The organism is Streptomyces sp. NPDC054975 (assembly GCF_053609105.1).
In genome coordinates this window covers 16,519-43,103 of record NZ_JBSGWV010000027.1, presented here as the reverse complement: position 1 = coordinate 43,103, position 26,585 = coordinate 16,519, and the positions used below count along the sequence as shown (strand labels likewise).

24 protein-coding genes are annotated in these 26,585 nt (G+C 72.8%); 13 read left to right on the top strand and 11 right to left on the bottom strand.

All coding sequences use genetic code 11. From position 1 onward, the window contains the following. Positions 1-112: 112 nt before the first annotated feature. Entirely contained in the window at positions 113-1,270 is a 1,158-nt protein-coding gene (locus ACWF79_RS22710) for an oxygenase MpaB family protein (RefSeq protein WP_453729951.1), read from the top strand. On the opposite strand, the gene recX is transcribed toward ACWF79_RS22710, so the two are convergent. Both recX and recA read right to left on the bottom strand, forming a co-directional pair. Beyond that, positions 1,271-1,840: a recombination regulator RecX gene (gene recX, locus ACWF79_RS22705; RefSeq protein WP_453729950.1), complete on the bottom strand. Its 570-nt coding sequence runs from the start codon at positions 1,838-1,840 to the stop codon at positions 1,271-1,273. 4 nt (positions 1,841-1,844) lie between these two features. Then, positions 1,845-2,975 (bottom strand): recombinase RecA, encoded by a 1,131-nt coding sequence (gene recA / locus ACWF79_RS22700; protein WP_453729949.1) that lies wholly within the window; start codon positions 2,973-2,975, stop codon positions 1,845-1,847. Positions 2,976-3,223: 248 nt separating this feature from the next. Between recA and ACWF79_RS22695 the strand changes: the two genes are divergently transcribed. The 5 genes from ACWF79_RS22695 to ACWF79_RS22675 all read left to right on the top strand — a co-directional run bounded on the left by ACWF79_RS22695 (position 3,224) and on the right by ACWF79_RS22675 (position 9,613). Further along, entirely contained in the window at positions 3,224-4,450 is a 1,227-nt protein-coding gene (locus tag ACWF79_RS22695; protein ID WP_453729948.1) for a sensor histidine kinase, read from the top strand. Beyond that, the gene (locus tag ACWF79_RS22690; protein ID WP_453729947.1) at positions 4,447-5,112 is read left to right on the top strand and encodes a response regulator; all 666 of its coding nucleotides are present in this window, start codon (positions 4,447-4,449) and stop codon (positions 5,110-5,112) included. The genes ACWF79_RS22695 and ACWF79_RS22690 overlap by 4 nt, the downstream gene beginning before the upstream one ends. Before the next feature lie 180 nt (positions 5,113-5,292). After that, positions 5,293-6,585: a cytochrome ubiquinol oxidase subunit I gene (locus tag ACWF79_RS22685; RefSeq protein ID WP_453729946.1), complete on the top strand. Its 1,293-nt coding sequence runs from the start codon at positions 5,293-5,295 to the stop codon at positions 6,583-6,585. 10 nt (positions 6,586-6,595) lie between these two features. Continuing rightward, complete coding sequence (locus tag ACWF79_RS22680) at positions 6,596-7,372, top strand: cytochrome d ubiquinol oxidase subunit II (protein WP_453729945.1); 777 nt, start codon at positions 6,596-6,598, stop codon at positions 7,370-7,372. A 21-nt stretch (positions 7,373-7,393) separates the two neighbouring features. Then, positions 7,394-9,613, top strand: coding sequence for an MMPL family transporter (locus ACWF79_RS22675; RefSeq protein ID WP_453729944.1), 2,220 nt, complete (start codon positions 7,394-7,396; stop codon positions 9,611-9,613). 36 nt (positions 9,614-9,649) lie between these two features. On the opposite strand, the gene ACWF79_RS22670 is transcribed toward ACWF79_RS22675, so the two are convergent. Both ACWF79_RS22670 and ACWF79_RS22665 read right to left on the bottom strand, forming a co-directional pair. Further along, positions 9,650-10,789, bottom strand: coding sequence for an AI-2E family transporter (locus ACWF79_RS22670; RefSeq protein WP_453729991.1), 1,140 nt, complete (start codon positions 10,787-10,789; stop codon positions 9,650-9,652). Between the two features lie 316 nt (positions 10,790-11,105). Further along, positions 11,106-11,300, bottom strand: a complete 195-nt coding sequence (locus ACWF79_RS22665; protein WP_361441542.1) for a DUF3046 domain-containing protein — start codon at positions 11,298-11,300, stop codon at positions 11,106-11,108. Between the two features lie 79 nt (positions 11,301-11,379). Between ACWF79_RS22665 and ACWF79_RS22660 the strand changes: the two genes are divergently transcribed. After that, positions 11,380-12,309, top strand: a complete 930-nt coding sequence (locus tag ACWF79_RS22660) for a hypothetical protein (RefSeq protein WP_453729943.1) — start codon at positions 11,380-11,382, stop codon at positions 12,307-12,309. 58 nt (positions 12,310-12,367) lie between these two features. On the opposite strand, the gene ACWF79_RS22655 is transcribed toward ACWF79_RS22660, so the two are convergent. After that, positions 12,368-13,561: a PucR family transcriptional regulator gene (locus tag ACWF79_RS22655; protein ID WP_453729942.1), complete on the bottom strand. Its 1,194-nt coding sequence runs from the start codon at positions 13,559-13,561 to the stop codon at positions 12,368-12,370. 136 nt (positions 13,562-13,697) lie between these two features. Between ACWF79_RS22655 and ACWF79_RS22650 the strand changes: the two genes are divergently transcribed. From ACWF79_RS22650 to ACWF79_RS22640, 3 genes are read left to right on the top strand one after another with little or no spacing between them, the layout of a single operon-like run. Beyond that, positions 13,698-15,170: an alkyl sulfatase dimerization domain-containing protein gene (locus tag ACWF79_RS22650; RefSeq protein ID WP_453729941.1), complete on the top strand. Its 1,473-nt coding sequence runs from the start codon at positions 13,698-13,700 to the stop codon at positions 15,168-15,170. Beyond that, positions 15,161-16,105: an MFS transporter gene (locus ACWF79_RS22645; RefSeq protein WP_453729940.1), complete on the top strand. Its 945-nt coding sequence runs from the start codon at positions 15,161-15,163 to the stop codon at positions 16,103-16,105. Before ACWF79_RS22650 ends, ACWF79_RS22645 begins: the two co-directional genes overlap by 10 nt. Further along, entirely contained in the window at positions 16,075-16,479 is a 405-nt protein-coding gene (locus ACWF79_RS22640) for a hypothetical protein (RefSeq protein WP_453729939.1), read from the top strand. Before ACWF79_RS22645 ends, ACWF79_RS22640 begins: the two co-directional genes overlap by 31 nt. A gap of 112 nt (positions 16,480-16,591) precedes the next feature. On the opposite strand, the gene ACWF79_RS22635 is transcribed toward ACWF79_RS22640, so the two are convergent. From ACWF79_RS22635 to ACWF79_RS22625, 3 genes are all read right to left on the bottom strand, one after another. Beyond that, positions 16,592-16,900, bottom strand: coding sequence for an AzlD domain-containing protein (locus ACWF79_RS22635; RefSeq protein ID WP_453729938.1), 309 nt, complete (start codon positions 16,898-16,900; stop codon positions 16,592-16,594). After that, positions 16,897-17,700: an AzlC family ABC transporter permease gene (locus tag ACWF79_RS22630; protein ID WP_453729937.1), complete on the bottom strand. Its 804-nt coding sequence runs from the start codon at positions 17,698-17,700 to the stop codon at positions 16,897-16,899. Before ACWF79_RS22630 ends, ACWF79_RS22635 begins: the two co-directional genes overlap by 4 nt. Before the next feature lie 78 nt (positions 17,701-17,778). Continuing rightward, the gene (locus ACWF79_RS22625) at positions 17,779-18,603 is read right to left on the bottom strand and encodes an AraC family transcriptional regulator (protein ID WP_453729936.1); all 825 of its coding nucleotides are present in this window, start codon (positions 18,601-18,603) and stop codon (positions 17,779-17,781) included. 92 nt (positions 18,604-18,695) lie between these two features. Here ACWF79_RS22625 and ACWF79_RS22620 point away from each other — a divergent pair, with 92 nt between their 5' ends. From ACWF79_RS22620 to ACWF79_RS22610, 3 genes are all read left to right on the top strand, one after another. Then, positions 18,696-23,336 carry an Lhr family ATP-dependent helicase gene (locus tag ACWF79_RS22620; RefSeq protein ID WP_453729935.1) on the top strand — a complete coding sequence of 1,547 codons (4,641 nt, stop codon included), beginning with the start codon at positions 18,696-18,698 and terminating at the stop codon, positions 23,334-23,336. Positions 23,337-23,370: 34 nt separating this feature from the next. Further along, on the top strand, positions 23,371-24,180 hold the full coding sequence (locus tag ACWF79_RS22615; RefSeq protein ID WP_453729934.1) for an Fpg/Nei family DNA glycosylase: 810 nt from the start codon (positions 23,371-23,373) through the stop codon (positions 24,178-24,180). 131 nt (positions 24,181-24,311) lie between these two features. Next, positions 24,312-25,076, top strand: a complete 765-nt coding sequence (locus ACWF79_RS22610) for an SDR family NAD(P)-dependent oxidoreductase (protein WP_453729933.1) — start codon at positions 24,312-24,314, stop codon at positions 25,074-25,076. Here ACWF79_RS22610 and ACWF79_RS22605 read toward each other — a convergent pair. The 3 genes from ACWF79_RS22605 to ACWF79_RS22595 all read right to left on the bottom strand — a co-directional run bounded on the left by ACWF79_RS22605 (position 25,024) and on the right by ACWF79_RS22595 (position 26,495). Beyond that, complete coding sequence (locus tag ACWF79_RS22605; RefSeq protein ID WP_453729932.1) at positions 25,024-25,380, bottom strand: hypothetical protein; 357 nt, start codon at positions 25,378-25,380, stop codon at positions 25,024-25,026. The genes ACWF79_RS22610 and ACWF79_RS22605 overlap by 53 nt on opposite strands. A gap of 100 nt (positions 25,381-25,480) precedes the next feature. Then, positions 25,481-25,951, bottom strand: a complete 471-nt coding sequence (locus ACWF79_RS22600) for a Dps family protein (RefSeq protein WP_453729931.1) — start codon at positions 25,949-25,951, stop codon at positions 25,481-25,483. Between the two features lie 160 nt (positions 25,952-26,111). Continuing rightward, positions 26,112-26,495: a helix-turn-helix domain-containing protein gene (locus tag ACWF79_RS22595; RefSeq protein WP_019889909.1), complete on the bottom strand. Its 384-nt coding sequence runs from the start codon at positions 26,493-26,495 to the stop codon at positions 26,112-26,114. Positions 26,496-26,585 lie beyond the last annotated feature (90 nt).

Genomic DNA, 26,585 nt, shown 5'->3' with positions numbered 1-26,585 from the left:
CGGACCCCCCGGATGGTGCAAGCGAGGGTGGCCCGGCCCACGGAATGATCACACACGGTGATCTTGCGCGTAGTCGGTCACCGTCCGTGATCAACCAAGAGGGAGCTCTGCTGTGCCACTGACAACCGCGAACGTTCAAGCCGAGCTTGAGGCCGCCAGCAAGTACGGGGACCCGCCCGCCGATCAGCTCGTCTCGGAGCTGATCGACAACAGGGAGGTGGACGGGGTCAACGGCCTGTTCCGTACCATCGGCTCGATTCAGGAGGGCAAGGACTACTCGAACCTGCCTGAGAAGCTCGCCGACTTCCTGGACCAGGCCGACAACCCGCCGCCGGACTGGAGCGAGGCGGACATCAAGGCCGCCGAGGGCTTCTTCAAGAACCACCACGGCGAGGCGTCGATGCTCCAGGGCACCGTGGGTCTCATCGGCACCTACCTCTCCCCGACCGGGGCGTTCACCCTGCGGTCCACCGGGCGCCTGGGCGGCGTGGAGGGGCCGGGCCGACGGCTGTCGCAGTCCTCACGCCTGTTCATCGGCATGGGCAACGAGGGCGCCCTGCGAGACGGATCGCTTGCCGCGACCGTGACCAAGGTCCGCCTGGTGCACGCCTCCGTACGCCAGCTGCACAAGAAGAGCGGCGAGTGGGACTACGCCAAGTGGGGCGAGCCGGTCTCGCAGAAATACACCACCGGCGCCGCCTGCGTCTTCAGCTCGGAGATCCTCCAGGCGATGAAGCGCCTGGGCATCGACGTCAACCGCAACGACCAGCAGGGCTTCATGTGCGCCTGGCACTACGTCAACCACTACCTCGGCACTCCGGAGAAGTGGCTGCTGCCCAAGGACCCGGCGGTGGTCGAGGAAGTGTGGAACGCCGAGCGCAAGCGTGAGTGGCAGGAGACCGACGACGGCAAGTTCATGACGAAGAAGGCCATCGACTTCTACAAGAAGTACCTGCCTCCGGGCATGCACGACATGTTCGTGGCGATGGTCCGCGTCGCACTGACCGACACGTACGCCGACAAGGCCGGTATCCGCAGCAACCTCGTCCTCGACCCGGCCGCCAAGGCCGCCGCCACCGGCAACCGCGTCGTCGGTGGCATCGGCGGTGGCCTCCTCGGCGACGGCGCCAAGAAGGTCACCGGGGTCAACCCCTGGCAAGAAGTCCGCGGCGAGCTCTCCAAGGCGTTCAACAAGGTGGAGAACTACGCGCTGACCCACGGCCAGGACGACCAGCCGCAGATGCACCAGGAACTCGGCGACGACCGCTGATCAGTGGAAGGGCTCGTCCAGGCCCTCCGTGTCCTCCCCCTCAGCCTCCAGGGCCTGGCGGACGACCCTCAAGGCCATGCCCTCCGGGTATCCCTTGCGGGCGAGCATCCCCGCCAGGCGGCGCAGCCGGCGGTCCCGGTCGAGGCCACGGGTGGCGCGGAGCTTGCGGTCGACGAGCTCGCGCGCGGTGATCTCCTCCTGCTCGGAGTCCAGTTGACCCACGGCTTCCTGGATGAGCGAGGGATCGACGCCCTTGGTGCGCAGTTCGCGTGCGAGGGCCCGGCGCGCGAGTCCCCGTCCGTGGTGCCGGGACTCCACCCACGCGTCCGCGAAGGCGGCGTCGTCGATCAGCCCGACGTCCTCGAAGCGGGAGAGGACCTCTTCGGCGACCTCGTCGGGGATCTCACGCTTACGCAGGGCGTCGGCGAGCTGTTTACGCGTACGGGGCGTCCCGGTGAGCAGGCGCAGGCAGATCGCCCGCGCCCGCTCAGCCGGATCCTGGGGCGACAGCTCCTTCTCGGCCCTCGACGAGTCGGCGCTGTCGCCCGGCCATTCGGTGCGACCGGTCACGGGCTCAGCTCTTGGCCGCCGGGGCCTTGGTCGCCTTGGTGGCCTTGGCCGCCGGGGCGGACTTGGCCGTCTCGTCCGTGGCGGCGGCCTCCGCGCCGCCCGTGGTCTCCGCGGCGGCCTCGGCCGGAGCGGCACCCGGCTTGACGCCGACGCCCAGCTTCTCCTTGATCTTCTTCTCGATCTCGTCGGCGAGGTCGGGGTTGTCCTTCAGGAAGTTGCGGGCGTTCTCCTTGCCCTGGCCGAGCTGGTCGCCCTCGTACGTGTACCAGGCACCGGCCTTGCGGACGAAGCCGTGCTCCACGCCCATGTCGATCAGGCCGCCCTCGCGGCTGATGCCCTGGCCGTAGAGGATGTCGAACTCGGCCTGCTTGAAGGGCGGCGCGACCTTGTTCTTGACGACCTTGACGCGGGTGCGGTTACCGACGGCGTCCGTGCCGTCCTTCAGGGTCTCGATCCGGCGGATGTCGAGGCGCACCGAGGCGTAGAACTTCAGGGCGCGGCCACCGGTCGTGGTCTCCGGCGAGCCGAACATCACGCCGATCTTCTCGCGGAGCTGGTTGATGAAGATCGCGGTGGTCTTGGACTGGTTGAGCGCGCTGGTGATCTTCCGGAGGGCCTGGCTCATCAGTCGGGCCTGGAGACCGACGTGCGAGTCGCCCATCTCGCCCTCGATCTCGGCGCGCGGGACGAGCGCGGCGACGGAGTCGATGACGATCAGGTCGAGGGCGCCGGAGCGGACCAGCATGTCGACGATCTCAAGGGCCTGCTCGCCGTTGTCCGGCTGGGACAGGATGAGGTTGTCGATGTCGACACCGAGCTTCTTGGCGTACTCGGGGTCGAGGGCGTGCTCGGCGTCCACGAAGGCGACCTGGCCGCCGGCCTTCTGGGCGTTGGCGACGGCGTGCAGCGTCAGGGTCGTCTTACCGGAGGACTCCGGGCCGTAGATCTCCACGACACGGCCGCGGGGCAGGCCGCCCACACCGAGCGCCACGTCGAGGGCGGTCGATCCGGTGGAGATCACCTCGATCGGCTCCTGGGTGCGGTCGCCCATGCGCATCACGGCACCCTTGCCGAATTGCCGTTCAATCTGCGCGAGGGCGGCGTCGAGTGCCTTCTCGCGGTCGGTACCTGCCATGGGTTCCACCCGGTTTGCTTGAGTCGATCGCTTCATGTGAAAGACGCTAACCCCTGCCACTGACAATGGGCCCCGGCGTCCCTCCGACCTGTGGATAACTCGCCCACAACCCCGCGATTCCAAGGGCCGGAATCCAATAAGAATGGATGTTCGATTTTGGTGTCAAGCGCACCACGCGGGCCGCTACGCACGCCCGAGGAGCGTCGACGCGCCTGAACGGCCCCCCTCGCCCGCCTATCCTTCCTGGCATGGCCCTCCCCTTCCGCGTCCGTGGCGGCGGCATGTCCCCGCGCGCCGCCGACGCCGTCGTGGCCCTGGTCATCGCCCTCTTCGTGACCGTCTGGACCCTGCTGTCCGGGCGGAACGTGAGCGAGCCGGTGGCCCGGACGGTCGTCGCCTGGGCGCTGATCGCCATCGGCTGCGGGGCGCTCGCCTTCCGGCGGCGGGCACCCGTCGCCGTGGCCGTCGTCTCCCTGCTCGCCTGCGTGGCCTACTACCCGGTGTCGGCGCAGGACGGGCCGCTGATGATCTCCTTCGCCCTCGCCCTCTACACCACGGCGGCGGAGGGCCGGTTCGTCGCGGCGGTCGCGCTCGCCGCCGCCACCCTGCTCGCCGTCGGCCTCGGCGAGCTCCGGCAGGAAGGCGGCCGCCGGCAGATCGACGACACCTCGCTCGCGATGCTCTCCGGCTGGCTGATCAGCCTCGTCGCCGTGGGCCGCGCCCAGCGGACCCGGATCGCCTACCTCCACGAGGTGGAGCAGCGGGCGCTCGCCGCCGAGCGGGAGCAGGAGGCGCGAGCCCGGCAGAGTGCCACGGAGGAGCGACTACGCATCGCCCGGGAGCTGCACGACGTGCTCGGCCACAGCGTCTCGCTGATCAACGTGCAGTCGGGCGCGGTGCTGCACCGGCTGAGCAAGAAGCCGGAGCCCGAGGTCGCGCTGGCCGCCGCCGAGGAGGCGCTCGAAGCGGTGAAGGCCACCAGCAAGGACGCGCTGCGCGAGCTCCGCGCCACGCTCGGGGTGCTCCGCCAGGCCGACGAGGCCGCGCCGACCGGCCCGACCTCCGGGCTCGCCCTGCTCGGGGAGCTGGTCGAGCGGGCCAGGAGCACGGGTCTGGACGTCCGTACAGAGCTGACGGGCACACCCGTACCGCTGGCGCCGCCGGTCGATCTCGCCGCGTACCGGATCGTGCAGGAGTCGCTGACCAACGTGGCCCGGCACTCGGGTGCCCGTACCGCCACGATCGCGCTCGACTGGCGCGCCGACGAGTTGTGGCTGCGCATCGAGGACGACGGCGAGGGGGCTCCTGAGGAGCTCCCTTCGGGCAGCGGCATCCGGGGCATGGCGGAGCGCGCCCGGGCCTTCGGCGGCGAACTGACCGCGCACAGCACGGCCGAGGGCTTCCGGGTGGACGCCCGGCTGCCGCTCGGCGCACCCGCGTCCACGACCACCACGTCCGAGGGGGACCCCCGATGATCCGCGTCGTACTCGCCGACGACCAGACCCTGGTCCGGGCCGGGTTCCGCTCGATCCTGGCCGACGAGGACGACATCGAGGTGGTCGGAGAGGCCGGGGACGGCGAGCAGGCGATCGCACTCGCCCGCGAACTGCGCCCGGACGTGGTCCTGATGGACATCAGGATGCCCGGGCTCGACGGTCTGGAGGCCACCCGCCGGATCACCGCCGACACCCGGCTCGAAGGGGTCCGGGTGGTCATCCTGACCACCTTCGACGTCGACGACTACGTGTACGGCGCGCTGCGCGCCGGGGCGAGCGGTTTCCTCGTCAAGGACACCGAACCCATGGAGCTGCTGCACGGGGTACGGGTCGTCGCCCGCGGCGACGCGCTGATCGCCCCGGCCGTGACCCGCCGGCTGATCGCCGAGTTCGCCGGCCGCTCGAAGCAGCCGGATCCGAGCCCCCGCCTGAACGCCCTGACCGAACGGGAGCGGGAGGTGATGGGTCTGGTGGGGGCGGGTCTCTCCAACGACGAGATCGCCCAGCGCCTGGTGCTCTCCCCGGCCACCGCCAAGACGCACGTCAGCCGGATCATGACCAAGCTCGACGTCCGGGACCGGGCGCAGCTGGTGATCCTGGCGTACGAGTCGGGGATGATCACGCCCGGCTGGCTGGGCTGACCCGCGGCTCCACCGAACACCTGGGGGGGCACACGCGGAGGCGCATGTCCCCTAGGGGCCACGCGCGCGTGGTCGCAACTCCTGGGGTACGCGCGCGTGGAGCGGCGCAACCCCGGGGGTAGGGCCACTGACCACTGCGGGGCGACGCGCGCCCCGTAGCCGTACGCCGACGCTGGCCGCGTGAATCCAGACGTCCTCGATCTCGCCCGGCTGCAGTTCGCCCTCACGGCGGGCGGCCACTTCCTCTTCGTCGCGCTGACCCTGGGGCTCGCGACCGTGGTCGCGGTCGTCCAGACGGTGGCGACGATCGGGCGGAAGCCCCTGCACGCGCGCATGGTCCGCTACTGGGGCCAGCTGTACGTGATCAACTACGCGGTCGGGATCGTCACCGGCATCGTGATGGAGTTCCAGTTCGGGATGGGGTGGAGCGGGCTCACGCACTACGCGGGCAACGTCTTCGGCGCCTCACTCGCGGTCGAGACGATCGTCGCGTTCTTCGTCGAGTCGACCTTCCTCGGGCTGTGGATCTTCGGCTGGCACCGCTTCGGCCGGTGGCTCCATCTCGCGATGATCTGGGTCGTCACGCTGACCGCGTACCTGTCCGCGTACTGGATCCTCGTCTCCAACGGCTTCCTCAACCATCCGGTGGGGTATCGGACCGAGGGCGACACGCTGGTCCTGGACGACCCGGTCGCCGTGCTGACCAACCCCTCGGCCCTGCTCGCCTTCGGGCACATCCTCGCCGGAGCGCTGCTGACGGCGGGTTTCTTCGTGGCCGGTGTCAGCGCATACCACCTGTTCCGGCGGACGTCCGAGTGGGAGTTCTTCGGCCGGAGCCTGCGGATCGGGGTGTTCCTCTCCTTCCCCGCGCTGATGGTCACGGCCGTCTTCGGCGGCATCCAGTTCGCCGCCCTTGACACCTTCCAGCCCATGAAGTCGGCCGTGTTCAGCCAGAAGACGGCGGAAATCGCGCAGATCCAGGCGGACATGGTCGCCCGCTTCGGTCCCGGCGACTACGTCCCCTCCGAGGCGTGGACCCGCGGCGGCGGACTGGTCATGCTCATCAGCTTCGCCCTGATGATGTACTTCACCTTCGCCGGCGTGATCCTGGCCTCCTTCAAGAGGGTCGTCTTCCGCTTCCGGCTCTGGCATCTGGCCCTGATGGCCGCCGTACCGCTGCCCTACCTCGCGATGATCAGCGGCTGGGTGTTCCGCGAGGCGGGCCGCCAGCCCTGGGTCGTGTACGGCCTGCTGAAGACCGAGGACGCGGTCTCCGACCTCTCCCCCGGCGCCATGCGCGCCTCGCTGATCGTCTTCACCACCCTCTTCGGGCTGCTCGTCGTCCTCAACGCCTGGCTGCTGGCCCGGCACGCCCGCCGCGGCCCGGTCGACGCCGGTCTCGGCCACGACGACCGGGACGGCCCCGAGGGCCCCCAGGACCCCGTCGACTCCCTGCCCGCCACGAGCTACTGAGGAGCCGGCCGTGGAAACCCTCGCCATCGCCCTGCTCGCCTTCTTCGCCACCGGCTACTTCGTGCTCGCGGGCGCGGACATCGGGACCGGGATGCTCACCCCGTACCTCGGCCGCACCGACCGCGAACGCCGGCTCGTCATCGCCTCCTTCGCGCCCTTCTTCCTGGGCAACGAGGTGTGGCTGATCGCCACGGCAGGCGTGCTCGTCGGCTGCTTCCCGGACCTCGAAGGGGAGCTGCTGTCCGGTCAGTTCGTGGTGCTCGTGCCCCTGCTGACCGGCTGGATCGTCCGTGACCTCGGGCTGTGGTCGCGGGGCCGCGGGCCGGGCCGGCGCTGGCGGGTGGCGTGCGACGGCGCGGTGGTGTGCGGCAGCTGGACGGTGGCCCTGTCCTGGGGTTGGCTGCTGGCCGCGCCGCTGACCGGTGCGCCGTACGAGCCGGCCGGCGGTCCCACCGCGATCCTCGTCGGCCTCGCCACGGCCGTCCTGTTCGCCGCGCACGGGCTGGGTTTCGCCACGCTCCGGCTGACCGGGCCGCCGTACGAACGGGCCCGTCTGCTCGTCGGACGGACCGGACCGTGGCGGTCCTTGGCGCTCACCGCCGCCCTGCTCGGCGTCCTTCCGCTGCTCGCCGGGAGGGCCCTCCCACTGGCCGAACAGGCCGCGGACGGCGCCACGCTCGCCCTCCTCGTCCCCGCGCTGCTCGTCGTCACCCCGTTCCTCGTCGCCGCCCAGGTGTGGGCCTGGCGCACCTTCCGGCACCGGGTGACCCGCCCCTCGTACCTGTAACTCCCAGAAGGAGACCCGATCATGACCGCCACGCGGGACAACGCACCCCCGACCCCGTCGCCTCCGTCGACCACCCGGCGGGGCAGCGTCTTCGAGCGCCTGGCCGCCTTCTCGTACCGCCACCGCTGGTCCGCCGTTCTGCTGTGGATCGTGGTGGTGGTCGCGGCGACCGGCGCCTCGACGGCTGTCGGAAGCGCGTACCACAACGACTTCTCGCTGCCCGGCACCGATGCGCAGGCGGCACGGACCGTCCTCGAACGGCACGGCTCCGCGCAGGCCACGGACGCCACCCTGCAGATCGTCGTCAGGGACGAGCGGGGCGTACGGGAGAAGACCGTCCACGCGCGCGTGGAGGGACTGCTCGACACGGTCGAGGGGCTGCCCGGCGTGACCGACGTACGCGGCCCGTACGAGGATCGGGCGGCGGTCTCCGAGGACGGCACCGTCGCCTACGCCACCGTCACCCTGGACGACACGGCGGAGAACACCGACCGCACCGAGGTCCTGAAGATCATCGACACCGTGCGGGAGGCGCAGGGCGACGGGCTGACCGCCGCCGTCGGCGGTGAGGCGGCGCGAGGCGCCGAGGAGGGCGGCGGCGGAGCGGCCGAGGGCGCGGGCATGCTGGGCGCCCTGGTGATCCTGGTCTTCCTGTTCGGGTCCCTGGTCGCGGCGAGCCTGCCCGTGGTCACCGCGGTCTTCGCGGTCGGCAGCTCGATCGGGCTGATCGCACTCGCCTCGCACCTCGCGGACGTCGCCGACTTCACCCCGCCGATCATGATGCTGGTCGGCCTGGGCGTCGGCATCGACTACGCACTGCTGATCTTCTCCCGCTACCGCTCCGAACTGCTGCACGGGGCGGAGCCCGAGCGAGCCACCCGGACCGCGCTGGACGCGGCGGGACGCACGGTCTTCTTCGCGGGCTGCACGGTGATCATCGCGCTGATGGGTCTGGTCGTGCTCGGCCTCGGCTCGCTGCAGGGCGTGGCGCTCGCCGTCGCCCTGACCGTCCTCGTCACGATGGCCGCCTCGCTCACGCTGCTCCCGGCTCTGCTCGGGATCTTCGGCCGACGCCTCCAGAGCCAGGTCGCCCGGCGCGCCACGAGGGCGGCGCGCCTGGAGGGCGCCCGGTGGCGCGGGTGGGCGACGGCCGTGCAGAAGCGGCCGTGGGCGGCGCTGTTGGTCTCGATGGTCGCCCTGGGCGCGCTCGCCGCGCCCGCGCTCGACATGCGGCTCGGCTTCGCCGACGCGGGCAACGACGCTCCGACGAAGTCCAGCAGACAGGCGTACGACCTGCTGGCCGAGGGCTTCGGGCCCGGTTTCAACGGGCCGCTGATCATCGTCGCGGACGGCAGCGCGAAGGGCGGCGGCGCGGCCGGTCGCGGTGACGGCGGCGCGGACGGCAGCGGCGAGCGCGCCGGGCAGGCCCTGCGCGAGGCGCTCGAGCACACGGAGGGCATCGCCGCGGTGACCGCGCCGATCCCGACGAAGGACGCCGCCGTTTCCACCGTGATCGCCTTCCCCGAGTCGGCGCCCCAGGCCGAGGCGACCTCGGAGCTCGTAGACCGGCTGCGCTCCGACGTCCTGCCGCCGGTGGAACGGGCGACCGGCGTCGATCTGCTGGTCGGCGGGCCGACGGCGGCGACCGAGGACTTCGCCGCCACCGTCGCGGACCGGATGCCGCTCTTCGTCGCGATCGTCGTCGGTCTCTCCGCGCTCCTGCTGCTGCTCGTCTTCCGGTCCGTGCTCATCCCGGTCAAGGCGGCGCTGCTCAACCTGGTGAGCATCGGAGCGGCCCTCGGGGTGATCACCCTGGTCTTCCAGCACGGCTGGTTCGGGGTGCAGCCCGGCCCGATCGAGGCGTTCATCCCCGTGATGATCTTCGCGATCGTCTTCGGGCTCTCGATGGACTACGAGGTCTTCCTGCTCTCGCGGATACACGAGGAGTGGGAACGCGGCCAGGACCCTCAGGGCGCGGTACGGGAAGGGCTGGCGGCGACCGGGAAGGTCATCACCGCCGCCGCGGCGATCATGATCGTGGTGTTCTCGGCCTTCGTCCTCAGCCCCGACCGGATGCTCCAGCAGTTCGGGCTCGGCCTCGCCGTGGCGATCCTGCTGGACGCGCTGGTCATCCGCTGTCTGATCGTGCCCGCGGTGATGCGGCTGCTCGGGCGGCGGGCGTGGTGGCTTCCGGCGCCGCTGGCGCGGATCCTGCCGAAGGTCCAGCTGGAACGCCACTGAGGGACGGGCCGGAGGGCGAGAGACCCTCCGGCCCGGTCAGGTGCCGTCCTCCCCGGCCTGCCCCTGCTCCTTCTTGTGGTGCAGCGCCTTCTGGAGCCGGGCGACGACGGCCTCCCCGTAGCGCCGGTGACCGTGCACACGCGGATCGTCGGTCACGTCGTACCGCTTCACATAGGCGCCCAGGAAGGCCTGGAGGGTGGCGACGGCCGGGATCGCGATCAGCGCGCCGACCGCGCCGAGCAGCGCCGTGCCGGCGATCACCGAGCCGAACGCGACCGCCGGGTGGATGTCCACCGTCTTGGACGTCAGCTTCGGCTGGAGGACGTAGTTCTCGAACTGCTGGTAGACCACGACGAACGTCAGCACCCACAGTGCGTACCAGGGGTTCTCGGTGAACGCGATCAGCATGGGCAGCGCGCCCGCCAGGTACGTGCCGATGGTGGGGATGAACTGCGAGACGAGGCCCACCCAGACTGCGAGCGCCGGCGCGTACGGCACCCCCAGGATCTCCAGCAGGACGAAGTGCGCGACGCCGGAGATCAGGGCCATCAGGCCACGGGAGTAGAGGTAGCCGCCGGTCTTGTCGACGGCGATCTCCCAGGCGCGCAGGACCTCGGTCTGGCGGGCCGGGGGCAGGACGGAGCAGAGCGCGCGGCGCAGCCGGGGCCCGTCGGCGGCGAAGTAGAACGAGAACAGGAAGATCGTCAGCAGCTTGAACAGGCCGCCGAGGACGGTGGCGGAGACGTCGAGCACGCCGCTCGCGCTGTTCTGCACGTACTTCTGGAGCCAGTCGGAGCGCAAAAGGCTGTCCTGGACCTCCACGCGGGACAGCTCGGTGTGGAACGTCTGGTTGATCCAGTTGATCAGTGAGTCGAGGTACTTGGGGAAGTTCCCGACCATGTCGACGATCTGGCCCGCGAGCATCGAGCCGAGCAGGACCACGAAGCCCACGCTGAAGACCATCACCGCGAGGAAGACGAGGAACGTGGCGAGTCCTCGCCGCATGCCCCGGGCGGCCATCCTCCCGACGGCCGGTTCGATGGCGAGGGCCAGGAAGAACGCGACGACGATGTTCACGAGCAGCCCGATGAGCTGGTGGAACGCCCAGCTCCCCAGCTGGAAACAGGCGTAGAGCGCGAGGGCGAGCACCATGGCCCGGGGCAGCCAGCGGGGCATCCGGGCGGCGGGCCCGGCCGGCACACCGGCCCCCGGCCCACGGGAGCCGGGCCCGGCTCCGGTCGGGGCGGTCTCGGGCTCACCCGAGGGGGTCGGAATCCCGCCCCGGGCCGGTGGGGGTACGGCCGACCGCCCCTCGGACCGCGTGTCCGGGGTCTGCCCGGTCACAGCGTGGTCGAGGGTCCCGTCGGCAGTCGTCCTGCCGGTCTCTTTGCCGGTCGCGTCGGTGTCGTCAGTCGGAGCCACCCCGCCAGTCTCGCGCACCACGCGGACATTCCGTCCCCGCCGGGTCCCGTCGACGCGTGGCCGACGCGGGTCAGCGCTTGTCGGCCGGGACGTCCATGGCCGCGCAGACCGCCCGCCAGACGTCCTTCGCCTCCCACCCGGCGTCCAGCGCCTCGTGCACCGTACGGCCGCCCAGTTCGGACATCACATGGTCCCGCGCGAAGGATTCGGCGTACGACCCGCCGAAGTGGTCCGCCATCCGCTCCCAGAAAATCGTCAACCGCATGACCCCAGTATCCCGCTCCCAAGAGTGCAGCCCGGCCGGTAAGCCTTGTCACACGTCCCCGGCGGCCTACGGTCGGACCATGGCTGGAACTCCTCTCGCGGCTCCACACCCCACGCCCCGCGCGCGTGCCGAACACTTCGTCTGGCTGACGGCCCGCGTGCTCGAACAGCGCCGGTTCGCCTACCACTTCCTGCGCGGCGGCGCGGAACCCGTCGAGGTGGCGCTCGCCGCCTACCTCAACGAGGACGGCGGCTACGGCCACGCCCTCGAACCGGACCTGCGGGGCCCGGTCAGCCAGCCCCTGCACACCGGGCACGCGCTGCGGGTCCTGGACTCCATCGGCCGCTGCGGCGGGCTGCGGGTCGAGCGGATCTGCCGCTACCTCACCGAGGTGTCGACCCTCGACGGCGCGCTGCCCGCCGTCCACCCGTCGCAGCGCGGCTACCCCTCCGCGCCGTTCGTGCCGATCGTCGACGACCCGCCCAGCGCGCTGCTCTCCACCGGCCCGGTGGTCGGCCTGCTCCACCGCAACCAGGTGTGGCACGCCTGGCTGTTCCGGGCGACCGAGTTCTGCTGGTCGGCGGTCGAGTCGCTGGAGAAGTCGCATCCGTACGAGATCCAGGCCGCCGTCGCCTTCCTGGACGGGGTCCCGGACCGGTCGCGCGCGCAGGCGGTCGCCGACCGGCTGGGGCGCATGGTGCGGGAGCAGCGGCTGGCGGTCCTGGACCCCGGGCGGCTCGACGACTTCCCGGTGGCGCCGGGCTACGCGCCCGGGGAGCACCACTTTCCGTACGACTACGCGCGCGTGCCGGACTCGCTGGCCCGCCGCTGGTTCACGGAGGAGGAGATGGCACGCTCGCTCGACCATCTGACGTCCGCCCAGCAGGAGGACGGCGGCTGGCCGGTCACCTGGCGCCAGTGGGCCCCCGGCACGGCGCTGGAGGCGCGGCCGATGGTGACGATCGAGGCGCTGCGGACGCTGCGCGCCCACGGCCGCCCGATCGACTGACGCCCGGCACGCCAGAGGTACGAACCGGCGCCTCTGTCCGCGGGGCGCGGGACGGGTCCTACGCCTCGGGGGTCCCGCGGAGCAGCAGCGCTGCGAGGGCCGTGGCCGTGCCGCGCGGGGTGGTCAGGTCGATGCCGGTGCGCTCGGTGACCTTGGCCAGGCGGTTGTCCACGGTGTTGGGGTGCAGGCCGAGCGCGACGGCCGTGGCGCGGCGGTCCTGGCCGCCGGCGAGGTGGACCCGCAGTGTCTCCAGCAGCTCGGCACGGTCGGCGACCGGGTCGAGGAGCGCGGCGATGCGGCGCCCGCTCTCGCCGGGGCGGGAGAGGTGGTACTCCAGCAGGACGTCGTCGAGCCGGTGGACCCCGGGCGGCAGCCCGCATCCGCGCGCGACCCGCAGGACCTCCCCGGCGGTGCGGGCCGCCTCCGGTACGTCGCCGGGCGCGGCGGCGGGGACCACGGCGACCCTGAGCGGGGTGCCGGCCGCCCGTGAGAGCCGCCCGGCCAGGTCCTCGGGCGGCTCCCCGCCGCCGGGCGCGATCGCCCGTCCCAGGTCCGTCCCGGCGTCGAGCAGGGCGGGCACCTCCACTCCGAAGGAGTGGTCGAGGGCGGTCTGGACGCGGCGGAGCCGCCGGCGCACGGCGACGTCCCCCTCGCGCGGGGCGCTGTCCACGCCGAGCGCCAGGACCAGCGAGGGCCCGACGATGCCGAGCTGCTCCAGCAGGTCGTGGCCGGGCGGCGAGGTCCCGTCGAGGAGCCCGCGCACCAGGGAGCGGCGCTGGGCCCGCTGCTCGGCCTCCAGGGCGGAGCGCTCGTCGAGATAGGTCCCGGCGACGGCGCCGACGACCCCGTCGTGGGAGGCGAGGAGCAGGTCGGCCAGCTCGACGAGCGCCGCCTCGTCGCCGGGTTCCGCCGCCTCGCGAAGGGCCTGCCACAGGACGTACATCCCGAGGGCGTGGGTCCGCAGCAGCAGGTCGAGCGGCATGCCCTCCTCGGCCCGCTGGGCGGCGCGCTCACGGAACAGCGGCACGGCGCCCGGGGCGGCGGCCGCTTCCGGATCGTGGACCTGGCGCAGGAAGAGCCGTACACCGTGCCGTACGGTCGCGGCGATCTCCAGGTCCTTCATCTCGTCGGGCAGACCGCCGTAGCCGGGGAGCCGTTCGAAGGACTCGCGGGCCATGCGCCGGGCCAGTTCGTTGACCCTCGGCTCGCAGCGCAGGGCGAGCGCCCGCGCGGCATCGGACACCTCGGTCATGGCGCACCTCCCGATTGTGACGGGTCACAGTACACACGCTCGGAGGATGTGACGCGGGCGGATGTCGCGGCTCCGCCGACAGGCCGAAACTCGGGTGCCAGGCGTTCCGCCGCACAGCACCGAAGGAGGCGCTGGTATGACAGAGCACAACTCTCACGAGCTCGACTATCTGACCTACATCGACCAGGTCTGGCGGGGCGAGGAGACTCTGCTGCCGCATCTCACGGGCGCGTTCACCTCGCAGGAGCTGATCGCGGTCCGTGAACGGGTGGGATTCTTCCCCGCGTTCGCGAACGTCGCAGTCTTCGACACGGGGGCCGGGCTCGTCCTCGTGGACTCGGGCGGCGTGCGTACGGCGAGCCTCCTGCACACGGCGGTACGCGCCTTCAGCCCCGACCCGGTCCGGACCGTCGTGTACACGCACGGCCATGTCGACCATGTCTTCGGAGTCGCCCCCTTCGACGAGGAGGCCGTACGCCCCGAGGTGGTCGCGCACGAGGCCGTCACCGCGCGCTTCGACCGGTACGTGCAGACCGCGGGCTACAACACCTGGATCAACCGTCGGCAGTTCGGCGTCCCGTCCCTGGACTGGCCGACCGAGTACCGCTACCCGGACACCACCTATCGCGACCGGCTGACCGTGCGTCATGGCGCGTTGACGTTCGAGCTGTTCCACGCGCGCGGTGAGACGGACGACCACACCTATGTGTGGGTGCCCGAGGTCAGAACCCTCTGCACGGGTGATCTCTTCATCTGGAACAGCCCCAACGCGGGCAACCCGCAGAAGGCCCAGCGCTACCCCGAGGACTGGGCGCGGGCCCTGCGCGCGATGGCCGAGCTCGGCGCCGAGGTGCTGTTGCCGGGCCACGGCATCCCGATCGTCGGCGCGGACCGGGTGGCGCAGGCCCTGGACGACACGGCGAGCCTGCTCGAATCGCTCTGCGCGCAGACCAGGGACCTGATGAACGCGGGGCTGCGGCTGGACGGGGTGATCCATGGCGTCAAGGTCCCGGCGGAGCTGCTGGCCAAGCCGTATCTCCGTCCGGCCTACGACGAGCCCGAGTTCGTCGTACGGAACCTGTGGCGGCTCTGGGGCGGCTGGTACGACCAGAACCCCGCGCACCTCAAGCCGGCGCCGGAGGCCGCGGTGGCCGCCGAGCTCGCGGCGGCGGCAGGCGGGGCGCTCGTCCTCGCGCGGCGCGCGTCCCGGCTCCTCGCGGAGGGTGAGCTGCGGCTCGCCTCCCATCTGGCGGAGACGGCGGCCCTGGCCGCGCCCGAGGACATCGAGGTGGCCCGGATCCGCGCCGAGGTCTACGCGACCCGTGCGCGGCACGAGACCTCGACCATGGCGCGCGGGGTCTTCCACTGGGCGGCCGCGGAGTCGGCGGCGGTCGCCGAGGGCACGGACGTGACCACGGAGCTGACCCGCTCGGCGGACGGGCGGGCGCGGGCGGCGGGCGCGATCAGCGTCGGCGTCGTCGACGCCCCCGGCGACGCCGTCCGGGCCACCTTCGGCGGTGCGCCCGGCGGTCAGCTCAGCGGTGCCTCCGGCGGTGCGCCCGGTGGTGCTTCCGGCGGTGCTTCCGGCGGAGCGGACTCGTGCTGCTGAGGAAGGCGGCGGCGCGGGGCGGGGGCGGGGCGGGGCCCTGGGGGACGACCTGGCTGCTGCTCTGCTTCATGCTGGTCAACTTCGCCGACAAGGCGGTCCTGGGGCTCGCCGGTCCGGGCATCATGCGCGAGTTCGGCATCTCCCGGCAGGAGTTCGGGATGGCGCAGGCGGCGTTCTTCGCGCTCTTCTCGGTCTCGGCGCTCGCGGTCTCGGCGCTGACCAGGAAGGTCCGGACGCCTCTGCTGCTCCTGGTGATGGCGCTGCTGTGGTCCGCCGCGCAGCTGCCGATGGTCTGGGCCGCGGCCGGTTTCGGGACGCTGGTGGCCACGCGGATCCTCCTCGGCGCCGCGGAAGGGCCGGCCGCGCCGGTCGCCGTCCACCACCTGCACGGCTGGTTCGGTCAGCGTGACCGGACGCTGCCGACGGCGGTCCTCATGGTCGGCGCCGCGGCCGGTGTCGCGGTCGCCGCGCCCGCGCTCTCCGCCGTGATCTCCGCGTGGGGGTGGCGCTGGGCGTTCGGCGCGGTCGGTCTGATCGGGCTCGTCTGGGCGGTGGTGTGGCGACGGTACGGCTCCGAGGGGCCGCTGGCGCCGCCGGTAGGGGCGGTGCGGGACCCGGCCGGGGCGGCCACGGAGGTCCCGCTGCGCCGGATCCTGCTGAGCGGCACGTTCCTGACGGCCTGCGCCGGTTCCTTCGCGGCGTACTGGCTGATGAGCTCGAAGCTCACCTGGCTGCCGGACTACCTGGAGACGGTCCTCGGCTGGGACGCGCGTCGGGTCGGTCTCGTCGTCGGCGCGGGGGCGATCGCCAACGGTGTCGTGCTGCTCGTCCACGGTCTCGTGGCGCAGCGGGCGGCCCGGCGGGACCGCCCGGGCCTGCTGCCCGCAGGGGCGGGCGCGGGGGGGTGCTGCTCCTGCTCTCGGCGGTGGCGGTGACGGTCTTCGCGACGGCGGACGCCGACTGGCTGCGGGTGCCGATGATGTTCGGCCCGATGGCCCTTGCGCTGGTCATGATGACGGTCGGCCAGACGGCCTGCGCGCGGATCACCCCGCCGTCGCAACGTGGAGTGGTGCTGGGCGCGGTGGTCTGCGTCTTCGCGCTGGGTGGTGTCCTCGCGCCGCTGGTCCTCGGCGGGATCGTGGACGCCGCCGCGACGACGGCCCAGGGCTACGAGAACGGCTGGCTCTTCACCGCCGCCCTCCTGGCGGCGGCGGGCGCGGCGACCACCCGCTTCCTCCGCCCGGAACGCGACGCGCAGCGCCTGGGAGTCCCGGAGACGCCACCGGTGGGGGTGTCGATGACGCACTGAGGACGGTCGGGGTCGGGCCGTACGCCAGGCCCGCCCCGAGCAGCAGGGCCGCACGCGCGCGTGCGGCCGACCGCATCGGTCCGCGGCCCACCGCGACGGCCGGGGGCGGCCGCTACCCGCCCAGGGCGCGTACCCCCGCCGTGACGGCCACGGCCGCGCCGACGACCACCAGGAAGGGGGCGCGCAGGACCAGGGCTACGGCCGCCGCGGCCACGCCTGCCGCGCGCGCGTCCAGGACGAGGCCGGAACCCTCGCCGAACGTCTGCTGGGCGGTCAGCGCCGCAAGCAGGGCCACCGGCAGCAGCGCGGCCAGACGCTGGACGAGCGGCCGCTCCAGGGTGCCCGCCGGGACCAGGAGGCCGAGCAGCTTGAGGAGGTAGCAGCCGACGACCGTGAGGCCGATCGCGATCCAGACGCTCATCGGTCCTCCTCCTTGCCCACCACGTCGGTTTCCGCCCCGCCCTTGCCCACCACGACCGTTCCCGCCCCGCCCTTGCCCGCCTCACGCGTTCCCTCGGCCGACCGGCGGCCCCGCATCCACAGCACCGCCGGCGCGGCCAGCGCCGCCGCCAGGACGGGCACGCCGGCCGGCAGCACGGGGAGCAGCCCAAGGCCGAGCACGACCGCGAGCCCGGCCGTGTACCGCTCCGTCGCCGTCTTCAGCATGGGCGCCAGGAGCGCGAGGAAGACGGCGGGTCCCGCCGCGTCGAGGCCCCAGGCCTTGGTGTCGCCGATGGCCTCCGCGCCGAGGGCACCGAGGAACGTCGTCAGGTTCCACAGGACGTAGAGCGTGAGGCCGGTGACGGTGAAGCCGATCCGCGCGGCCCGCCGCGTCGGCTGTGCCAGTGCCACGGCGGCCGTCTCGTCGATGACCCACTGCGCGGCGAAGGGCCTGGCCCTGCGGGGCAGCGCGAGCAGCTGGGACAGGCGCAGCCCGTAGAACGCGTTACGCGTACCGAGGAAGAAGGCGCCCGCCGCGGCCGTGAAGGGGTTGCCGCCGGCCGCGAGCGCTCCCACCAGCGCGAACTGCGAGGCGCCGGTGAAGACGAGGAGGCTGAGCGCGCAGGTCTGGAGCAGGGTGAGTCCGGAGCCCGCGGACGTGACGCCGAAGGCAAAGCCGGAGAGGCCGACGGCGATCCCGACGCCAAGTGCGTCGCGCACGACCGCCGAGTCCGGCTTGGTCGCCTCCGGTATGACTGGGGGTGCTGTCTGTTCTGCCACGTCAGCGACGGTACGAGCCCGCCCGTTCACGGTCTTGTACGTTCTTGCACACCCGTACCCCGGCCACCCCTGGGCCGGCTACCCCGCCCGCCGCGAGCGCTGGTACGCCCCGGGCGGCACCCCCACGCTCCGTACGAAGTGCCGGTTGAGGTGCGACTGGTCGGTGAAGCCGACGGCGACGGCCGCCTCCGCCGGTGCCGTCCCCGTGTCGAGGAGCCGCCGGGCCCGTCGCACGCGCGCGTCGGTGAGCCAGGTGTGCGGCGGCATCCCGTACGCGTCACGGAAGGCCCGCAGCAGGGCGAAGGGGCTGGTGCCAAGGTCGGCGGCGAGGTGCTCCAGCGTCGGCGGGTCGATCATCCGCTCCTCCAGGACCGCACGCGCGCGTGCGGCGTTGCGGGCCCCCGCCGAGCGGGCGGCGAGCGGCGCGACCCGGCCCCCGTGGCTGCGCAGCATCCTCGCCGTGACCAGGCGCAGCAGGCTGTCGGCGGCCAGCGCGTTGCCCTCCTCGGCGGCCCGGTGGACGCCGATGACGAGCTGGGCGGCGTACGGATCGTCCACGACCGGGTCGGTGAACCCGACATCGCCCCGGAGCGCGATCGTGTCGGCGGCGATGGACCGGATCAGCTCCGCGTCGGGGTAGATCGTGCGGTACGTCCACCCCTCGGGAACGCCCGCGTGCCCGGTGTGCGGGGTGTCGGGGTTGACCAGGGCGATCTGCCCGGGTCCTGCCTGCACGAGCTCGTCGCGATAGTGGAAGGCCTCCACGCCGTCGGTGATCGCGGCGAAGACGAACGTCTCGTGCGTGTGCCGGGCGAAGGCCTTGCGCACGTAGTGGGCGTGCAGCAGGTCGACGCCGGGCAGCTCCGCGTACCGCCAGTACCGTGCGCGTTCGCCAGTCGCCATACCCCCCATTCTGCGTCACCGACCAGCCCGGCCACGAGCCGGATTTCCCCAGGTCCGGGCGGTTGTCAGTGCCGGGGTGCACGATGGGGGGCATGGTCAGGTCCGCGCTCGACTCGTTCTCCCCCGCGACCCGTGGTTGGTTCACCGGGGCCTTCCACACGCCCACGGCCGCCCAGGAGGGCGCGTGGCAGGCCATCGGCGCGGGCTCGGACGTGCTCGTGGTCGCCCCGACGGGTTCCGGCAAGACCCTGGCCGCCTTCCTCGCCTCCCTGGACCAGCTGGCGTCCACCCCGCCGCCTGCGGACCCCAAGAAGCGCTGCCGCGTGCTGTACGTCTCGCCGCTGAAGGCCCTGGCCGTCGACGTCGAACGCAATCTGCGGTCCCCGCTCACCGGTATCCGCCAGGAGTCCGTCCGTCTCGGGCTGCCCGAGCCGGACGTCAAGGTCGGCATTCGCTCCGGTGACACGCCGCCCGCCGAGCGCCGCGCGCTGGCCACGAAACCGCCGGACATCCTGATCACGACGCCCGAGTCGCTCTTCCTGATGCTGACCTCCGCCACCCGGGACGCGCTGGCCGGGATCGAGACCGTGATCCTGGACGAGGTCCACGCGGTCGCCGGGACGAAGCGCGGCGCGCACCTCGCGCTCTCCCTGGAGCGGCTCGACGAGCTGCTGCCGCGCCCGGCGCGCCGGATCGGCCTGTCGGCGACGGTCCGGCCGGTGGACGAGGTCGCCCGCTATCTCTCCCCGCAGCGCAAGGTGGAGATCGTCCAGCCGCCGTCCGGCAAGGAGTTCGACCTGTCGGTGGTCGTCCCCGTCGAGGACATGGGAGAGCTGGGCGGCTCCCCCGCCTCCGAGGCGACGGACGGCGGCGACAAGCCCTCGATCTGGCCGCACGTGGAGGAGCGCATCGCCGATCTCGTCCAGGCCCACCGCTCCACGATCGTCTTCGCCAACTCGCGCCGGCTGGCCGAGCGGCTGTGCAACCGGCTCAACGAGATCGCCTACGAGCGCGCGACGGGCGAGCCGCTGCCCGACGACGCCCCGCCGCCGGCCGAGATCATGGCGCAGTCGGGCGCCGCCCAGGGCGCGCCCGCGCTCCTCGCCCGCGCCCACCACGGCTCGGTCTCCAAGGAGCAACGGGCACAGGTCGAGGAGGACCTGAAGGCGGGCCGGCTGCCCGCCGTGGTGGCCACTTCCAGCCTGGAGCTGGGCATCGACATGGGCGCGGTGGACCTCGTCGTGCAGGTCGAGTCGCCGCCCTCGGTCGCCTCGGGCCTCCAGCGGGTGGGCCGCGCCGGACACCAGGTGGGCGCCGTGTCGACGGGCGTGGTGTTCCCGAAGTACCGGGGCGACCTGGTCCAGGCCGCCGTGGTCACCGAGCGGATGCGCAGCGGTTCCATCGAGTCGATGCGCATCCCGGCGAACCCGCTGGACGTCCTCGCGCAGCAGCTCGTGGCGATGGTCGCCCTGGACACCTGGCAGGTGGACGACCTGCTGGCGACGGTCCGCCGGGCCGCCCCGTTCGCCTCACTGCCCGAGTCGGCGTTCACGGCCGTCCTGGACATGCTGGCCGGGCGGTACCCCTCGGACGCCTTCGCCGAGCTCCGCCCGCGCGTGGTCTGGGACCGGGTGGCCGGCACGGTCACCGGCCGTCCGGGCGCGCAGCGCCTCGCGGTCACGTCCGGTGGCACGATCCCCGACCGGGGCCTCTTCGGTGTCTTCCTCGCCGGTTCCGACCCCAAGAAGGGCGGCGGCCGGGTCGGTGAGCTGGACGAGGAGATGGTGTACGAGTCCCGGGTCGGCGACGTCTTCACGCTGGGCACCACGTCCTGGCGGATCGAGGACATCACCCGGGACCGGGTCCTGGTCTCCCCCGCCCCCGGGGTGCCGGGCAGGCTGCCGTTCTGGAAGGGTGACCAGCTGGGCCGTCCGCTCGAACTGGGCCGCGCGGTGGGCGCGTTCCTGCGCGAGGTCGGCTCCCTGGAGACCGAGGACGCCCGGCTCCGTCTGGTCGCCGCCGGCCTGGACGCGTGGGCCGCCGACAACGTCCTGGCGTATCTGACCGAGCAGCGCCAGGCCTGCGGCCACGTGCCGGACGACCGGACGATCCTGGTGGAGCGGTTCCGGGACGAGCTCGGTGACTGGCGGGTCGTCATCCACTCCCCCTTCGGGGCCCAGGTGCACGCCCCCTGGGCGCTGGCCCTCGGCGCGCGGCTCGCCGAGCGGTACGGGATGGACGCCCAGGTGATGCACGCCGACGACGGCATCGTGCTGCGCCTGCCGGACGCCGACCTGATGGGCCTCGACCTGCTGGACGAGGAGCCGGTCGACCCCGGACGGCACCTCGACACGACGTACGACTCCGACCAGGCCCCGGTCGGCGCGGCGGACGCCCTCTTCGACAAGGGCGAGATCGGCCAGATCGTCACGGACCAGGTCGGCGGCTCCGCCCTGTTCGCCTCCCGCTTCCGCGAGTGCGCCGCGCGCGCCCTGCTGCTGCCCAAGCGCAACCCGGGCAAGCGGACCCCGCTCTGGCAGCAGCGTCAGCGGGCTGCCCAACTGCTCCAGGTGGCGAGCGAGTTCGGTTCGTTCCCGATCGTCCTGGAAGCGGTCCGCGAGTGCCTCCAGGACGTCTTCGACGTTCCCGGGCTGGAGGAGCTGATGGGCGACATCGAGTCCCGTCGCGTCCGGCTCGTCGAGGTGACGACCCCCGAGCCGTCGCCGTTCGCCCGCTCCCTGCTCTTCGGCTACGTCGCCCAGTTCCTGTACGAGGGCGACTCCCCGCTCGCCGAGCGGCGGGCCGCCGCGCTCTCCCTGGACTCGCGTCTCCTGGCCGAGCTGCTCGGCCAGGCCGAGCTGCGCGAGCTGCTCGACGCCGACGTCCTGACGGAGCTGGAGCGGGAGCTCCAGTGGCTCACCGAGGACCGCCGGATCAAGGACGTCGAGGGGGTGGCCGACGCGCTCCGCGTCCTCGGCCCGCTCACCGAGGCCGAGTTGACCGAGCGCGGCGGGGAGCCCGGGTGGGTCCACGAGCTGGGAGCGTCCCGCCGGGCCATCCGGGTGCGGATCGCGGGCACCGAGCACTGGGCGGCGATCGAGGACGCCGGCCGCTTGCGGGACGCCCTGGGCACGGCGCTCCCGGTGGGCGTCCCCGAGGCGTTCACGGAGCCGGTGAAGGACCCCCTGGGCGACCTCCTCGCCCGTCACGCGCGCACCAACGGCCCGTTCACGTCCTCCGCGGCCGCCGCCCGCTTCGGCCTCGGCGCCGCCGTCACCGACGGGGCACTCCAGCGCCTGGCGGCCGCGGGCCGGGTCGTCCAGGGCGAGTTCCACCCCTCCGGGATCGGCCAGGAGTGGTGCGACGCGGCCGTGCTGCGCCGACTGCGCCGCCGCTCGCTCGCCGCGCTCCGGCACGAACTGGAGCCGGTGCCCCCCGCCGCGCTCGCCACGTTCCTGCCGCAGTGGCAGCACCTGGGGAGCAACAGCCTGCGCGGGATCGACGGACTGGCCCGCGCCGTCGAGCAGTTGCAGGGCGCGCCCGTGCCCGCCTCCGCCCTGGAGAAGCTGATCCTGCCGTCCCGGGTCAGGGACTACGCCCCCGCTCTGCTGGACGAGCTGACCACGACCGGCGAGGTCGTCTGGGCCGGCGCGGGAGCCCTGCCCGGCAAGGACGGCTGGGTCTCGCTCTACCTGGCCGACGCGGCACCGCTGCTCCTCCCGCCACCCCACCCGCTGGAGCAGACCGCGCTCCACGAGTCGGTGCTCACCACCCTCTCCGGCGGATACGGCCTGTTCTTCCGCCAGATCGCCGACCAGGTACGGGCCACCACGCACCCGGACGCCACCGATCCCCAACTGGCCGACGCCCTCTGGGACCTGGCCTGGTCGGGCCGGCTCACCAACGACACCCTCGCCCCGCTGCGCTCCCTGCTCGGCTCCGGCCGTACGGCGGGCTCCACCGCCCACCGCGCCAAGCGGACGATCCCGCGCGGCCGTTACGGCACCCTCACCGCGGCCGCCCGGCCCGCGTCCCGGACGGGCCCGCCCACGGTCAGCGGACGCTGGTCGCTGCTCCCGCCCGCCGCGCCGGAGCCGACCCACCGCGCCCACGCGCTCGCCCGCACCCTGCTCGACCGGCACGGAGTCGTCACCCGGGGCGCCGTGGCGGCCGAGGGCGTCGAGGGCGGCTTCTCGGCGACGTACCGCATCCTGTCCGCCTTCGAGGACAGCGGGCAGGCGCGCCGCGGCTACGTGGTGGAGGGCCTCGGCGCGGCCCAGTTCGCCATGGACGGGGCCGTGGACCGGCTGCGCGCGGCGGCGACCGCCCGCGACCGCGGCGCGGAGGCGGGCACGGGCCCGCGCGCGGTGGTCCTCGCCGCCGCCGACCCGGCCAACGCCTATGGAGCGGCGCTGCCCTGGCCCGAGCCACCGAGCGGCGCGGGTCACAAGCCCGGCCGGAAGGCGGGGTCCATGGTCGTCCTGGTCGACGGGGAGCTCACGCTCTACATGGAGCGCGGCGGCAAGACGCTGCTGTGCTGGCCGGACGACCCCGAGGACCCGGCGCTCAGAGCCGCGGCCGAGTCCCTGGCCACGGCCGCTCTCGCGGGCTCGCTCGGCACGGTCACGGTGGAACGGGTCAACGGAGCCACGGCCCTCACCTCCCCCCTCGCCCGCGCCCTGGAGGCCGCGGGCTTCCACGCCACCCCGAGGGGGCTGCGCCTGCGCCCTTGAGCGACGCGGCCCCTCCCCGACGCATCATGGAGCCATGCCCGAAGGAGACACCGTCTGGTGGACCGCCCACCGCCTGCACTCGGCGCTGGCCGGACGCGTCCTGACCCGGTCGGATCTGCGCGTGCCCCGGTTCGCCACCGCGGATCTCACCGGCCGCTCCGTCCTGGACGTGACCCCGCGCGGCAAACACCTCCTAACCCGGTTCGACGGCGGTCTGACCCTCCACTCCCATCTGCGGATGGAGGGGGCCTGGCGTGTGTTCGCCACCGGTGAGCGCTGGAGCGGTGGTCCGACCCACCAGATCCGGGCGATCCTCGCCAACACCGAGCACACCGCCGTCGGCTACCGGCTCCCCGTCCTGGAGCTGATCCGCACGGCCGAGGAGAAGAACGTGGTCGGCCATCTGGGCCCGGACCTCCTCGGACCGGACTGGGACCCGGCGGAGGCCGTCCGCCGCCTCACCGCCGACCCCGACCGCCCCCTGGGTGAGGCCCTCCTCGACCAGCGGAATCTCGCGGGCATCGGCAATGTGTACAAGTCGGAGCTGGCGTTCCTCGCCGCCGTCACGCCCTGGCTCCCGGTCGGCGAGCTCCCGCCGGACGTCCCCGAACGCCTGGTCGCCACCGCCCACCGCCTCCTGGAGGCGAACAAGGACCGCCCGAACCGGCGCACCACCACGACCCGACACCCCACGCACGACCTCTACGTGTACGGCCGCGCGAACCGCCCCTGCCTGCGCTGCGGCACGCCCGTGCGCCGCGCCGGGCCCCCCGCCCACCGATCCGCACCCGACGACCGCGTCTCGTACTGGTGCCCCGGCTGCCAGCAAGGCCCCTCAGCCTGACCTCCGCGCCCGCCCCTCAGCCTGACCTCCGCGCCCGCTCCCTCAGACCGACTTCCGCGACACCCGCCCTCATCCGCTCAATCCCACCCCACCAATTGACGGACCGTCAGATGCGGTCGTACGGTCCGTTCATGGCCCTCACGGCGTACGACTTCACTGGCCGCACCGCCTTTGTCACCGGCGCCGCGAGCGGAATCGGCCGCGCGACCGCCACGCTCCTCGCCCAGGCGGGCGCCACCGTCCATTGCGCGGACCGCGACGAGCCCGGGCTCCACGCGACCGCGAAGCTCGTCACCGAGCAGGGCGGCACCGCGCACGTCCACGTCCTCGACGTCACCGACCGCGCCGCCCTCGCCGCAGCGGTCGCCGCCGCGGGCCCGCTAACCACGATGGTCGCCGCCGCCGGGATCATGCACACGAGCACCGTCCTGGAGACCCGGGAGGAGGACCTCGACCGCGTCCTCGCGGTCAACTTCAAGGGAGTCCTCTACGCCTGCCAGGAGGCCGCGCGCTCGATGATCGCGACAGGAACCCGCGGCTCCATCATCACGATGGCCTCAGGAGCCATGGACACCGCGAGCCCGGGCCTGCTCTGCTACAGCGTCACCAAGGCCGCCGTCGTGCAGCTGACCAAGACGCTCGCCACCGAGGTCGGACGGCACGGCATCCGGGTCAACGCGATCGCCCCCGGATGGATCCGTACCCCCATGACCGACCGGCACGAACCCGCCGCACAGGAGCAGGCGGAGGCGGCCATGGCCCGTCGTTCCCCCCTGGGCCGGGTGGGCGAACCGCAGGACATCGCGCACGCGGTCCTCCACCTCGCGTCCGACGCCGCCTCCTTCACGACGGGTCAGATCCTCCGCCCCAACGGCGGCGTCGCGATGCCGTGGTGACCTGTGCGGCACCCCCTGCGTCCCGCACGGCCCGTCCGACATGCCCGGGTCCTGAACGCACCGACCGCCCCGGCCCCGAGCGCGCCGGCCTCCCGCGCGTCCGACCGCCCACGGCGGCGGACGCCGTCACGTGCACCGGCAGCAGACTCAACCCCCAGCCGCCGGCCGCGACCGCCCCCTCCACCAGCCCCGACTGCTCGGGAACCAGCACCAGTCGCAGCACCGCCCACCACCACAGCCCGCCGGCCGCCAGCCCGCCCGCCACCCACACGGGCGTCACCAGCGCAACCCGTCGCCGTACCATGGCCGCCTCCTCCGGTCGACGCTAGACCGGCCGTATCACCCGGCGGGAGGGCGCACCGGAGGCAGACCCGGCGCGCGGACCGCGCAACGCGGGCGCCACGCTAGGCGCTTTCGGCCTGGAACATCCAGGCGTGCTTCTCGAGGTCGGCCGTCAAACCGATGAGGATGTCCTGGGTGACCGGGTCCGGCTCGTCCGTGGCCTCGATCCGCTCGCGCATCCTCGTGATGACCGCCCCCAGGGCGTCCACCAGGATCTTCACCGCGTCGACGTCCTTGATCCAGCCCGTCGGCACCTCGCCGATGGCGCTTCCCGAGGCCACCGAGGCGGCGCGTCCGTCCGGGTTGACGCCGACGGCCGACGCGCGTTCGGCCACCACGTCCGAGTGCTGACGTGCGGTGACCACCACCTCGTCGAGCTGGAGATGGACGGAACGGAAGCGGGGCCCCACCACGTTCCAGTGCACCTGCTTGGCCACAAGACCGAGGTCGACGAGGTCGACCAGCGCGCCCTGCAGAGCGTTGCCGACCGTCTTCAGGTCGGCTTCGGACAGCGAACTCTTCACGACGGACATCAGTTCTCCAACCAGTCGAACGTTCCCCCACCATGGCACGCATCACCCGAATCGGGCATCTCAAACTCCCCCGCCGAAGACGCCCTGAAGCCCCTGAAACGACTGAAGCCCCGGCCGATGCCCCGCAACGGGACATCTCCGGGGCTTTAGCCCACTTCGGTCAGGCAGCGACGACGTCCACCGCTTCTGCGGGCGCCTTGATGGTCACCCGCTCGGTGGGCACACCTGCCACCGACGTCACCGACACCGAATTGAGCATCGGGCGTACCGGCGCCGGCACCGGTTCGCTCGCCGCTGCCGACTCGGCCAGTTCGGCCAACGACAGCTCGTCGCTCACTTCACGCATGAGCTCGGACATCCGTACGTCAAGCGCGTCGCAGATCGCGGAGAGCAGCTCGGAGGAAGCCTCCTTCTGCCCCCGCTCCACCTCGGAGAGATAGCCGAGCGAAACTCGGGCGGACGAGGAGACTTCGCGCAGAGTACGGCCCTGGCGCTGGCGCTGCCGACGCAGCACGTCACCCAACAGGCGACGGAGCAGAATCATCGGTGGCTCCCTCCTCGGACCGCGTAGCCGCATCCTTCACGCCCCACCGTACCGCCTCGCGCTGCGGCCGTGCGGGGAGCGATGTCGTGT